10 protein-coding genes and 1 pseudogene are annotated in these 12,639 nt (G+C 72.7%); 1 reads left to right on the top strand and 10 read right to left on the bottom strand.

Annotated features, from left to right (window positions below):
• Positions 1-9: 9 nt before the first annotated feature.
• The 6 genes and pseudogenes from ABTZ99_RS06715 to ABTZ99_RS06690 form a co-directional block, all read right to left on the bottom strand.
• Positions 10-1,449, bottom strand: a complete 1,440-nt coding sequence (locus ABTZ99_RS06715; protein WP_499608780.1) for a basic amino acid/polyamine antiporter — start codon at positions 1,447-1,449, stop codon at positions 10-12.
• Between the two features lie 13 nt (positions 1,450-1,462).
• Positions 1,463-2,947 carry a Na+/H+ antiporter NhaC gene (gene nhaC / locus ABTZ99_RS06710; RefSeq protein WP_499608777.1) on the bottom strand — a complete coding sequence of 495 codons (1,485 nt, stop codon included), beginning with the start codon at positions 2,945-2,947 and terminating at the stop codon, positions 1,463-1,465.
• A gap of 195 nt (positions 2,948-3,142) precedes the next feature.
• Positions 3,143-4,101: pseudogene (locus ABTZ99_RS06705) on the bottom strand (calcium/sodium antiporter).
• Between the two features lie 88 nt (positions 4,102-4,189).
• Complete coding sequence (locus ABTZ99_RS06700; protein WP_499608774.1) at positions 4,190-5,371, bottom strand: hypothetical protein; 1,182 nt, start codon at positions 5,369-5,371, stop codon at positions 4,190-4,192.
• A 77-nt stretch (positions 5,372-5,448) separates the two neighbouring features.
• Entirely contained in the window at positions 5,449-6,894 is a 1,446-nt protein-coding gene (locus ABTZ99_RS06695) for a class I adenylate-forming enzyme family protein (protein WP_499608771.1), read from the bottom strand.
• A gap of 42 nt (positions 6,895-6,936) precedes the next feature.
• Positions 6,937-8,718, bottom strand: coding sequence for a glycosyltransferase (locus tag ABTZ99_RS06690; RefSeq protein WP_498782395.1), 1,782 nt, complete (start codon positions 8,716-8,718; stop codon positions 6,937-6,939).
• On the opposite strand from ABTZ99_RS06690, the gene ABTZ99_RS06685 reads away from it, so the two are divergent.
• Entirely contained in the window at positions 8,612-9,802 is a 1,191-nt protein-coding gene (locus ABTZ99_RS06685) for an alpha/beta fold hydrolase (protein ID WP_499608768.1), read from the top strand. The genes ABTZ99_RS06690 and ABTZ99_RS06685 overlap by 107 nt on opposite strands.
• Before the next feature lie 221 nt (positions 9,803-10,023).
• Here ABTZ99_RS06685 and ABTZ99_RS06680 read toward each other — a convergent pair whose 3' ends face one another.
• From ABTZ99_RS06680 to ABTZ99_RS06665, 4 genes are read right to left on the bottom strand one after another with little or no spacing between them, the layout of a single operon-like run.
• Positions 10,024-10,503 (bottom strand): SitI3 family protein, encoded by a 480-nt coding sequence (locus ABTZ99_RS06680; RefSeq protein WP_499608765.1) that lies wholly within the window; start codon positions 10,501-10,503, stop codon positions 10,024-10,026.
• Positions 10,504-10,523: 20 nt separating this feature from the next.
• On the bottom strand, positions 10,524-11,768 hold the full coding sequence (locus ABTZ99_RS06675) for a CdiA C-terminal domain-containing protein (protein WP_499608763.1): 1,245 nt from the start codon (positions 11,766-11,768) through the stop codon (positions 10,524-10,526).
• A complete protein-coding gene (locus ABTZ99_RS06670; RefSeq protein WP_498782383.1) occupies positions 11,765-12,076 on the bottom strand; it encodes a type VII secretion target in 312 nt (103 codons plus the stop codon). Before ABTZ99_RS06670 ends, ABTZ99_RS06675 begins: the two co-directional genes overlap by 4 nt.
• Positions 12,077-12,089: 13 nt before the next feature.
• Positions 12,090-12,560: a YbaB/EbfC family nucleoid-associated protein gene (locus tag ABTZ99_RS06665; RefSeq protein ID WP_499608760.1), complete on the bottom strand. Its 471-nt coding sequence runs from the start codon at positions 12,558-12,560 to the stop codon at positions 12,090-12,092.
• Between the last annotated feature and the right edge of the window lie 79 nt (positions 12,561-12,639).

The following is a 12,639-nucleotide window of genomic DNA, read 5'->3' as shown; positions in this document are numbered from 1 at the left end:
CCCCTCTCGCTAGATGACGATCAGACCGGTGGCGAGGCCGAGCACGCCGAGCACGGCCAGCACGACCGCGAGGACGAACAGCGCCAGCTCGCCGGCGGAGAACACGCGCCTGCCCTGTTCCCGGCGCGCCATCACGAACAGGATCGTTCCCGGCGCGTAGATGATGAACGACAGCAACAGGAACTCGATGCCGGCCGCGAAGATGAGGAACGCGGTGTACAGGGTGGCGACGGCCGCGAACGCCACCTCCTTGCCACGCCTGCCGCGGTCGTGCTCGTAGGTCTCGCCGCGCACCCCGATCCGCAACGCGTACGCGGCGGCCAGCAGGTACGGGATGAGGGACAGCGAGCTGCACAGCTTGAGGGTGAACGTGAAGGCGTCGTCGGAGAACAGGGTCACGAACAGCACCGCGGTGATGAGCGTGCTCGACATGACCAGCGCCGCGATCGGCACGCCGCGGCGGTTCTCGCGCTTGAGGAACCGGGGCATGTCGTCGTCCTTCGCGGCGACGAACAGCACCTCGGCGGCCATCAGCGTCCAGGCCAGGTAGGCGCCGAGCACCGAGACGATCAGGCCGATGCCGATGAACGCCGAGCCCCACGTGCCGATGACCGACTCGAGCACGCCCATCATCGACGGCTGGCGCAGCCCGGCGAGGTCGTCCTTGGGCAACGAGCCGTAGGACAGCAGCGTCACGGACGCGAACAGCGCCAGCACGCTGAGGAAGCCGAGCACCGTCGCCCGGCCGACGTCGGAGCGCTTGCGGGCGTACCGGGAGTAGACGCTCGCGCCCTCCACGCCGAGGAAGACGAACACCGTGACCAGCATCGTGGACCGGACCTGCTCGAACAGCGCTCCCGCGGACGGCTCGGTGCCGCCCCAGAAGTTGGCCGAGAACACGTCGGCCTTCAGCGTCACGGCGATGATCGCGACGAACACGAGGATCGGCACCAGCTTGGCGACCGTGACGATCCGGTTGATCGCCGCGGCCTCCTTGATGCCCCGCGTGATCATGTAGTGGAACGCCCATACGCCGACGGCCGAGATCGCCACCGCGAGCAGGGTGTTCCCCTCGCCGAGCCCGGGGATGACCGTGCCGAGGGTGGACTTGATCAGCACCCAGTAGCTCACGTTGCCGACGCACGCGCTGGCCCAGTACCCGAACGCGGAGAAGAAGCCGGGGAACTCGCCGAACCCGGCCTTGGCGTAGGCGTACACGCCGGCGTCCAGCTCGGGCTTGCGCACCGCGAGGGCCTGGAACACGAACGCGAGCATGAGCATGCCGACGCCCGCGATCGCCCACGCGACGATCGCGCCGAACACGCCGGTGGCCTGGGCGAAGTTGCGGGGCAGCGAGAACACGCCGGCGCCGACCATCGAGCCGACCACCATCGCGGTCAGCGTCAGCAGGGGCATCTTCTGCGACTTCTTGGTTTCCGTCACGGTCATCGTCGTCACCTGTTCACGCGTCGGCCGGTTCGGGACCGGCCGGTGGCACTCGTTCGATCCGGAAGCCGGTGAACCCGTAGACCAGGCTCAGCAACGGGCTGGCGATGTTGAAGAAGCAGAACGGCAGGTACAGCAGCGTCGACACGCCCAGCGCCGCGCTCATGAACGCGCCGCAGGAGTTCCACGGCACCAGCGGCGAGGTGACCGTGCCGCTGTCGGCGGCCAGCCGGGACAGGTTGGTCGGCGCGAGTCCCCGGTTGGCGAACTCGGCCCGGAAGACCTTGGACGGCAGCACGAGCGCGATGTACTGGTCGCCCGCGACGACGTTGAGCCCGAACGCGGTCGCGAACACCACGACGAACAGCCGCCCGGTGCCCTTCGCCGCGCGGATCATCGGGTCCATGAGGCGGTTGATCAGCCCGAACTCCTCCAGCACGGTGCCGAACGTGACCGCGCCGATGATCAGCCACAGGGTGAGCAGCATGCTGTCCATGCCGCCGCGTGACAGCAGCCGGTCGATGTCGCCGATCCCGGAGTCGATGGTGAACCCGGTGGCCAGCGCCTGCCACACGGCCTGGATCCCGGTCCGCACCGGGTCGAGGCCTGGTGCGGCGACGAAGGCCCGCACCACGTCGTGCTGGGTGAACACGGCGAGGATCCCGGCGAACAGCGCCGAGGCCGTCAGGGCGAGCGACGCGGGGACCTTGCGGACGGACAGGACGGCGAGGAGCACCAGCGGCAGCAGGTTGAGCGGGGTGATCCAGTAGATGTCGCCCAGCGCGGTCAGCTCGGAGGCGGTGTCGCCCGTGTCGGTCGGCGCCGGTCCCCAGAACAGGCCGATCAGCGCGAACAGGACGAACGCGAGGCCGAACGCGGGCACCGAGGTCCACGCCTGGCGCTTGATGTGCTCGTAGACGTCGACCTTGGCCAGCTGCGCGGTGAGGACGGTGGTCTCCGACAGCGGCGAGAGCTTGTCGCCGAGGTAGGCGCCCGAGATGACCGCGCCCGCCGTGATGCCCGGTGACAGGCCGAGCATCAGGGCGATGCCGACCAGGCCGACGCCGATCGTGCCGGCGGTCGTCCACGAGCTGCCGATCGACATCGCGACGATCCCGCAGATCAGCGCGGTCGCCGCGTAGTACCAGGTGGGCGAGAGCGCCTGGATCCCGTAGTAGACCAGCGTCGGGATCGTGCCGGACAGGTTCCACGTGCCGATCAGCGCGCCGACGGCCAGCAGGATGAACACCGCGCTGGTGATCGAGGTGAGCGCGCGTTGGTTGGCGGCTTCGACCTCCTCCCACCGGTGGCCGTTCTTGAGCACGACGAGCGTCGCGACCATCGCGCACAGGACGAGCGCGACCTGGACGGGACCGTCGAGCGCGGCCGTCCCGAACAGGGCCAGCGAGCCGCCGATCAGCGCCACCAGCGCGACCAGAGGCACGGTCGCGTCCACGAGCGACGGTGCGCGGACGTCTCGGTGGCCGCCGGTGTCGGTCACGTGCGCCTCGGTGGGCCGGGCCCGAGCACGGGGACTTCCGGTCGCGGCACCCGCGGCCGATGATCTTCCCGCGCAGAATCCGGCATGGCTCAATCACGGTAGGTCGGGGTCGGTGGGCGCGCAAAAGGGTCCTACCTGCACCGACACCAAACGCCCCCATCGGGTGACGCGTCGGGCGGCTCACCGCCGCGCGCTTCACAGCCGCGTCGTGAGCAGCCAGGCCGTGTACAGCACGTAGGCCGCCACGAAGGCGCCGCCCTCGACGCGGCTCAGCCGTCTGCGGGTGAAGAAGGCGGGCACGCACACGAGGGCGGTCGCGACCATGAGGAGCATGTCCAGCGCCAGCACGTCGTCGGGCACCGGGACGGGCCCCGGCGCGGCGAGGACGGTCGGCCCGAGGATGAGGGCGATGTTGAACACGCTGGAGCCGAGCAGGTTCCCCAGGGCGAGCGAGCGGTCACCGCGGACGGTGGACACGATCGTGGTGACGAGTTCGGCGCCGAGGTGCCGATCGCGACGACGGTCAATCCGATGAACGTGTCGCTCGCGCCCCAGATGCGGGCGATCCGCACCGCGCCGTCCACGAGGAACTCCGACCCGACGACGATCACGACCAGTCCCGCGACCAGCAGGAGCACCTGCGGGCCCACCGGTCGGGCACGGGCGCTCGTCGTGGCCGCCGGCTCGCCGTGCGACACCGCCGCCTGCCGTCTGGTGTGGACGACCATCAGCCCGAGGTACGCGGCGCCGTAGGCGCACAGCCACACCCCGTCCGCGTTCGAGAGCGAGCCGTCGAGCGCCAGCGCGAGGAGCAGGACGCCCGCGCCGGCCATGATCGGCAGGTCGAACCGCAGCGTCCTGGCTTCGAACACCACGGGTCGGATCAGCGCGCTCAACCCGAGGATGAGCAGGAGGTTGACCAGGTTCGTGCCCACGATGTAGCCCACCGCGAGACCGGCGTTGCCCTGTCCGGCGGCGTTGATGCCGATGGCCAGCTCGGGCAGGCTGGTGCCGAGCGAGACGACGGTCATGCCGACCACGAGCGGGCTGACGCCGAACCGGGAGGCGAGGGCGGTGCCCTGGCGCACCACGAGCTCGGCGCCCGCGATCAGCATGGCCAGGCCCGCCGGCAGCGCCGCCGCGGAAGTCGCCACGGACCCCTCCCGGGCCCGCTCGACAGCGTCACCGGCCCGTGCCAGATGGTCGGCGGCCGGGCCGCGACCCGCAACCGCTGCGACGAACCTAGAGCGGCCCGGTCGGGCGACGCCCGTTGGTGAGGTCCGCGACCTGCTCGGGGGTGAACGGCGGGTCGAGCAGGTCGGCGCGGAGGGCGTGGCAGCGGAACATGTCGGCGATGTAGTGCATCCGGTCGGGCAGGTCGGACCAGTCGCGGGCGGCGGTGTCGAGGAGGCTGTCGGAGGTCGGGTCGACGAGCGCGAGCAGCGCGAGCAGCTCGGGGTGCGACAGCCGGGCGAGCAGCGGCGGGAACTCGGCGGGGAGGTCCTCGCCGAGGTCGAGCACGTCGCCGCCCGGCAGGGCCAGCGTCATCAGGTGCTCGGTGACCGCTCGCCGGACCAGCGCGCGGGCGTGCTCGGCCAGGTGCTCGACGGCCAGGCGCACCGGCGTGCGTCGGCCGAGCACGGTCAGCAGCACGCGCCGCAGCCACTTGACCACGCGGTTGCCGGGCAGCAGCAGGTCGAGCAGCCGCCGTTCGAGCTCGCGCGGGTCGATGACCGGCGCCTGCAGCGCGGCGGTGATCTCCGGTTGCAGGCGGGTCTGCTCGTGCAGGCCGACCTCGACGTTGGCCAGCAGCAGGAGCTCGGCCCGCTCCTTCGCGTCGACCGCGGACGTGGCCTGGTGGTAGCGGGTGAACGCCTGCCGCAGGTAGCGCTGGCCCTCGGGCGGCTCGCCGGGGCGCAGCGCCGCGTAGAACCCGTCGAGGTCGTCGGGGGACGCGACCAGGAAGCGGGCGAACTCGCGGGCGATCTCCTCGAAGACCTTCAGGTTCCCGCGCGCCGCCGCGTCACCGGCCGCGTCGAGCCGGGCGGTGCTCAGCACGGCCTGGCGCACCAACCGCTCGGCGTCGTCGAGGACCTGGCGCGGAACGGCCCGCCGCAGGCCGCGCACCAGCAGGTCGACCGCGGCGGCCGCGTCGGGCGAGGACTCCAGCATCCGCTCCAGCGTGCGGGCCAGGTCCTCCTGCCGGATGGTCCGGCCGACCTGCTTGGACGCCCACACGGCGAACGTGCACCAGTTCGCCGACCCGCCGGTGCGGTCGGCCAGCGCCCGCGACAGCTCGTGGTAGCAGTGGGTGATCCGGAGGTTGCGGACGACGGGGTCGGCGTGCGCGGCGATCCGGTCGACGTCCTCGACCGTGGGCGGGACGCCGCCGGGCGCCCGCACGTCGCCACTGGTTCGTGTCATGGATGGCCGACCTTCCTGCCCGGGGTGTACACGTGGTTGGTCGTCGCGGGGGCGACGAATGTGACACCCGATCCCGGTCAGGGCCGCCAGGTCCGCACGACGTGGCGGCGCAGCTTGCCGGAGCCGGTGCGCGGCAGGGAGGGAACGAAGACGATCCGGCGCGGGACCTTGTACGCGGTCAGGTGGTGGCGGGCCAGGGAGATCAGCGCGTCGGCCAGCTCGGCGTCGTCGAGCGGGCCGTCGGCGCGCACGACGTAGGCGCGCAGTCGGACCGATCCGTCGTCGTCGGCGACCGCGCAGACCGCCGCCTCGCGCACCAGGTCGTGACCGGCCAGCAGGTGCTCGACCTCCAGCGGGTGGACTTTGATGCCGCCCACGTTCTCGACGTCGTCCAGGCGGCCGGTGACGGTCACGTAGCCGTCGTGGTCGATCGAGGCCAGGTCGCCGGTCGCGTACCAGTCGTCGGTGCGCTTGGCCGTGCCGTCCTCGTGGACGCCGAGCGTGATCGTCGGGCCGCGCACCTGGAGGCGGCCGATCACGTCCGGTTCGACGGGATCGCCCCGGTCGTCCACCACGCGCACGTCGAACGGCGGCAGGGGACGCCCCGCGGTGCCGACGCGGCGCGCCGAACGGGTGTTGTGGGTGAACGCCTGGCCGACCTCGGTGGTGCCGATGCCGTTGAGCAGGCGGTCGCCGAGGACCTCCATCAAGCGCCCTTCGAGCGCGGTGGAGAGGACTTCGCCACCGGTGGCGGCGATGCGCAGGTACGCCAGGCGGTCGCTGCCGGGGTGGGCGATGAGCCTGCCGTAGAACGTCGGCACGGCGAACAGGGCGGTGACGCTGTACTTGTCCACGATCGCGAGCACGTCGTCCACCAGCGGCGCCTCCGGGTTCAGCACCACGCGGCTGCCGCTCAGCAGCGGGAAGAACAGGGAGTTGCTCAAGCCGTAGGCGAAGTACATCTTGGACACCGAGTGCACGACGTCGTCGGGCCCCAGCTCCAGCGCCGGCACGGCGAACGAGCGGTGGTGGATGATCGGGTCGCCGTGCAGCTGCGGGCACAGGCGCGGCACGCCGGTGGTGCCCGAGGTGAACGTCGCGTACACCGGGTCGTCCACGGCACGCGGCACGACGGGGATCGGCTCCGCGCCGTCGAGCTCGGCGAAGGTGGTCACCGGGAACCCGGCCGCCGAGAATCCCGGCCTGCCCACGACCAGCGCCGGCCTGGCGGCACGCAGCACCTGGCGCAGTTCGTCGGGGTGCAGCCGGGGGTTGACCGGCGCGGCCACGGCGCCCGCGTGCACGGCGCCGAGGAAGGTCAGGACGAAGTCCGGCCCGTCGTCGAGCACGAGCGCGACCCGGTCGCCGGGCCGCACGCCCGAACCCGCGAGCGCCCCGGCGACGTGGCCCGCGCCGGTGTACACGTCGGCGTGCGTCAGCATGGCGCCGTCGACCTCGTACGCGGGCCTGTCCAGCCACCCTCCGGCGTCGGCTCCGGCTCTCAGCGCGTCGACCAGGTTCATCCCAGGGCTCTTCCTGCTCGGGCCGCCCGAGGGCGGGCGACGTCACGGGGTCGGGCGGAGCGCGGCCACTTCCGAACGCCACTCCAGCACCACGTCGAACAGGCCGGCGACGGCGTCCAGCTCGGTCAACGGCGCCGGCCCGCCGCGCAGCGCGCCGACGAAGTCCGCGTACGCGCCGCTCACCGGCGGCGCGACCAGGTCCGCGGCCAGTGCGGTGCCCGTGACGGCGAAGTGGAACCGGGGCTCGCCCCAGCCGAGCTCGACCGTCCCGGTCACCCCGCCCGCCACGGCCGCGGCCCGCACCCGGGACCGGGTCGCCTCCACCGTCCGAACGTCGGTCACCGGCACGCCGAGCACGCGTTCGACGGCGTCCAGCGCGTCCGGGCCCAGCTCGGTGACGACGTCGTGGCCCTCAGGCCGGTACAGGCGCACCGTGAAGCCCTCCGCGCCGCCCGCGGCGACGGCCTTGCCCAGCTCGACCAGCTCCGGGTGGTGCGCCCAGGGCAGGTCGACGGAACACCGGCCGGGCGCCTGCCGCGCGGCCTCGACCAGCCGGGCCAGGTCCTCCACGGCGCGCTTGCCCAGCAGCACGTGCAGCCCCCGGCGCAACGCGGTCAGCGCCGCCGCCGTGTCCGGCACCTCCACCACGACACCCTCGGCGGGGACGGTCTGCACCAGCCGCGTGCCGTCGCGCAACGCCCACGGCGCATTGTGCGCGCGTGCGGCGGGCAGCAACGCGCGCACGTCGGGATCGGCCACGCCGACCACGCGCACGCCGCGCACCGCCGGCACCGCGTCCGTGCCGACGACCAGGACCCGCACGTCGGCGGGTTCGGCGGTGGCCAGCGCGCGGTCGCTGGCGAAGAAGCTGAGGTCGGCCGAGGCCGGATCCGGGTCGCGCGGCGTCGACACGCGCGGCCGGTCGAGGTCGGTGTAGTCCTTCTCGACCGGCGCCCACGCCAGGTCCGCGGCCCGGTGCGCCGGTCCGGCCGCGAAGACCTCGGCCCACCGGCTGCGGATCACGCGCATGTGGCGCTTCCAGATGGGCAGCTTGTCGTGGCCGACGTGGTTGAACGTGGTGCCCTCGAAGTGCCGCATCGCCACCGACCCGACGTAGCGCAGCCGTTCACCGTCGGCGCGCAGGCGGCAGCACAGGTCGACGTCCTCGCACAGCGAGACCGGGTCGAACGACTCGTCGAACCCGCCCACCCGGCGGAACGAGCTGTGCCGCACCATCAGCGCGGCGGTGGGCGCCCACGACTGCTCGCGGTGCTCGCGGTGCTCCGCGCCGAGGGGTTTGCCCCGCCCGACGGGTCCGATGTGGCCGTCGACGGTGGACGCGCCGCCCGCGCACTGCACCAGTTCCCGGTCGCCGGGGTAGAGCAGCAACGGCGACACCGCGCCGAGCCCGGGATCGGCGGCCAGTTCGGCGGCGAGCACCTCGACCACGTCGGGGTCGTCGACCAGCACGTCGTTGTCCAGGAAGAGCAGGAACTCGCCGCGGGCCACTGCCGCGCCGACGTTGCGCCGTTCGCTGCCGCCGCGGTCGTCCTCGTGGCGCAGGGTCGTGAGCGCGCGGGGGTGCACCAGCTCGGCCAGGTACTCTGCGGTGCCGTCGTCGGAACCGTTGTCCACCACCACGATCTCGAACTCGCCGGACGCGCGGGCGAGGGACGCCAGCGCCCGGCGCGTGTACTCCAGGCGGTTGCGGACCAACATGACGACCGAGACCAGGCCCGGTACCGGGGTCGGGTTCACACTGCGCCCTTCACCGACGGGAATCGCCACGACGCGGCACCGCGCTGCGCCGGTCGAGCACGACATGGGTGGGGTGGTGCCCGCGCGCGGCGGGGTGTCGCCGCCGACCACCTCGTCGGTCGTCGCTTCCACTATGGTGGAATCGGACCGCGGTGAATCAGTGGTGGTCGTGCCGAAAACGGTGACGATCACCCGCCTGCCGGCGAACTGGATCGTTACCGGCGCTGATCGTAGAGGGTGTTCGGCGGGTTCGCCAGCCCGTGGCTCGGACTTCCGAAGGGACACCGTGGACGACGTCGCCGACCTCGCGAAATCCGGTTCCGGGCCGTACTTCCTCAATGATCGGGAACAATCGGGTGAGCCCATTCGGACGGCATTGTTCTGCCATGCGGCGGGCTTTACCGGCCGGGTCTGGCGGTCGTGTGTGAAAAATCTGCGGACGCCGTTGCGCGCCGCCGCTCTGGACCTGCGCGGCCACGGTGGCGCGCCGCCGTTGGCCGAGGACGCGGGCTGGGGCGTGTTCGCCGACGACGTCCTCCGCGCCGCTCGCGCGCTGGGCGCCGGTCCGCTGATCGGCGTCGGCCACTCGTTGGGCGCGACGTCGTTGCTGCTGGCCGAAGCACGGGCGCCGGGCACGTTCGACCTGCTGGTCTGCTTCGAGCCGATCCTCGCGACCCGGCACGACCCGGCCTTCGCCGAGGCGGCGGCCCGGCGGCGCGCGGTGTTCGGGTCCCGGGCCGACGCGCTCGCCCGGTGGTCCGCGCGGCCGCCGCTGTCCCGGCTCGCGCCGGAGGTCCTCGCCGACTACGTCGACTCGGGGTTGGCCGAGGAGCCGGACGGCCGGGTGCGGCTGCGGTGCGCGCCGGAGGTGGAGGCGCAGCTGTTCCGGACCGCCATCTCGTGCCCGTGGCGGGAGGCGTTGCCGTCCGTGCGGTGCCCGACGGTGTTCCTCCGCGGCGGCGAGTCGGTGGTGGTGAGCGGCGACTCGCTCGCGGCGGCGTGCGCCGGACTGCCCGCGGGACGGGTGGGCGAGGTGCCGGGCCTGGACCACCTGGGTCCGCTGGTCCGGCCCGGCACGTTCGCCGAGGTCCTCGACGGGCTGCTCGCGGACTTCCTCGACGGGCCCGCCGCTGCCCGGACCACGCCGTGATGAGCTGCCGGGCCAGACCCACGATCGGGTTGGCGTTGATGTCGTAGTTGCTCAGCACGATCGCCACCCGGCCGAGGTCGGGGTGGACGTCCAGCCGGTGGCCGTGCCGGGGCCGCTGCCGGAGTGCCCGACGACCCGCCGGCCGTCGGTGACGGTGTGGCGGAACCCAACACCGCGCGCCCGACGGGCGGCCTCGACATCACCGCGCTGCTACCGACGGCTCACTCGTCGGGGAACACCGTGGTCTCGCGGCGGTAGGGCCGGCCGAGCAGGGCGAGGCGGTCGGGCGGCCAGAGGTCGTCCCGGTCGTTGAGCAGCAGCTCGCCACCGCGTCGCAGCAGCCAGATCGTCTCGAAGTCCTGGTGCAGCACCGCGTTACCCGGGACCTTCTCCAGCAGCCCGGCCGTCAGGCGGACGACGTCGCCCTGTTGGCGCCCGATGTCGGTCTTGGCCAAGCGGTAGGCGACGCGCGTGGTGGGCGCGACGCCCAGGACGTCCAGCACCGGGTTCCACGGCTTGGGCTTGTCCTGCACCACGCGCAGCCACGTGCCGCCGGTCGTCACCGCGTCCTCGCCGAGCAGGCGCCGGCCGGTGACGGCCGGGTCGAGCAGCCCGGCGGCGACGCCGACGTCGCGCAACGCGTCGGCGACCTGCCCGACCGGTTGCGGAGTGGCGAGCGCGAGACCGTACGAAATGGACACTGGCAATCCTCTGTCGCGGGCTACGGGTACAAGTGAACCACGGCGCCGTTCTTGTCGATGACGATGACTTCCTTCAGGCCCTCGATCGGCCAGTCGCGCACCTGGGCGCGCAGCCGTTCCACGTCGACCGGGCTGTCGGCGAGGTTGACCACGACCCGGTCGGTCTGGCCGTCCTCGACCTTCTCCGCGATCCGGCTGTGGATGTTGCGGGGGCTGCCGGTCACCGGCGCGATGTTGTCGAAGATCCGGCCCTCGATCCGGTAGTCCGGGTTCTTGGCCCCCGGGACGACCGGGTTCTGCTCGACGTCGTACCCGGCCCGGGCGAGGGTGGTCGCCGACTCGTTCTCCCGTTGCAGCGACCGCTTGGTGTCCGCGTCGTGCTTCGGGTCGATCTCGGTGCGCGTCCCGCCGGGTTGGGCGTCCGGGTCGGGGGAGCGGGACGGCCCGGTGTGCCCGTCGCCGCCGGGGGTCGGCTTCTTGCCAGGGCCCTCCGGCGGCTTGCCGCCGTCGCCGCCGCGCCGCAGGTCGTCCATCTTCTTGCGGATCTGCTTGAACAGCTCACCCAGGCGGCGCAGCAGGGGCATCAGCTTCTGCATCGTGCGCACGAGCTGCTTGACGAGCTGCGCGATCCGCGCCGCCCACTTGGCGGCGGCGGCCGAGGCCTGGACCGCGGCGGCGGGCAGGCCGATGATGGTCAGCGCCTCCGCCGCCCACACCGCGAGGCGTCCCACGAGGTCGGAGATCAGGTCGCGCACCGTCTCGCGGACCACGCCGACGACCACGCCGGCCAGCTCCACCGCGCTGCCGAGGCCCGACGCGGCCCGGGCCGCCGCGCCGATCACCGCGACGAGGTCGGCGGCGCGGGCGCGGTAGGCGTCGGCGGCCTTGCCCGACCACGCGGCGGTGTCCGCGGAGTGCTCGGCGCCGTACGCGGTGTGCACCTCGCCGACGGCGGTCGCGATGTTCTTCCACGTCCGGGAGTGCGCGGCCACGGCGTCGGCGTTGCCCGCGAGCTTGTCCAGCGCCTCCCGCAGCGGGCCGACGTGCTCGATGATGAACGAGACGAGGCTGGACGCCACCGAGCCGAACGGGTCCATGACGATGCTCAGCGCTTCCAGGCCGGTGCCCGCCGCGCCCAGCCCGATGTCGACCCAGTCGCCGCTCTCGATGCCCCGCACCAGGTCGTCGACCGATTCGGCGATGCCGATGCCGGTGTAGGACCGGGTGGAAGCGCGCTCCGGCGCGACCAGCGGGTTGCCGGTCACCGCAGGCCGGCTTCGATGGCGGTGAAGCCGCGCACGGCGGCCACGTCCTCGGAGTCGTAGGCGTCGGCCGTGTCGCGCAGGTTCCCGGCCACGGTCCCGAGGCCGTCGCGGGCGGCCTTGAGGGCTTCGTGCGCGAGGGCTTCCACGTCGTTGAACAGCGGTGGCAGGAACTGGCAGATGACGCCGTAAGCGCCGTCGGGCATCACCTGCGCCGCCGCGTCCGCCGCGGTGCCCAGGCTCGCCGCGTGGGCGTCGACCTTGCCCGCGTGGGCGCGAAGGTCGCCGCCGATCACCTCGAAACCGGCCATGATCTCCCCTCGGTCAGCTCTGGTCGAAGACGGAGTCCTCACCGAAGTCGTCCTGGTCGGTCGGCCCGCGCCGCGGTGGCCCAGCGGGCGGGTCGGGTTCGTCGGACGCGGCGAACTTCTGCGCGTAGTAGCCCGCGATCCGCTCGGCGCCGTCCTCGCCGAGGGTGTCACCGGCGATCTCGCGCACGTGCGGGGTGATCTGCGCTTTCGCCTGCCTGACCGCGATGAGCAGCTGCCGGCTCAAATCTTCGGGCGTGGTGCGGGCGAGCTGGTCGGTGAACGTCGCGTCGACCAGCGCGCCGTCGGCGTCGACGGTCACGGTGACGACGCCGCTGGGACTGGTGGCGCTGATCCGCACGCCCTCGACCCGCTGCTGGAGCTGTCGGTACCGCTCGGCCTTGTGCTCGAAGGTGGCGACCCACGCGTCCAGCCCGCGTTCGACCTCGGCTGGGTCGCCGCCGACTAAGTCACCCGGCACGGTCATGCCGACGACCATACCGCCGGAACCCGGTCTGTGGGCGCAAAAAATGGCGTCGGACAGCGCGGTGGCGCGACGGCTTCGC

It is taken from the genome of Actinosynnema sp. NPDC002837 (genome assembly GCF_040295345.1).
Classification (GTDB): Bacteria; Actinomycetota; Actinomycetes; order Mycobacteriales; family Pseudonocardiaceae; genus Actinosynnema.
Note: the sequence above shows the minus strand (reverse complement) of the source record. Positions and strands in the feature narration are given on the sequence as shown.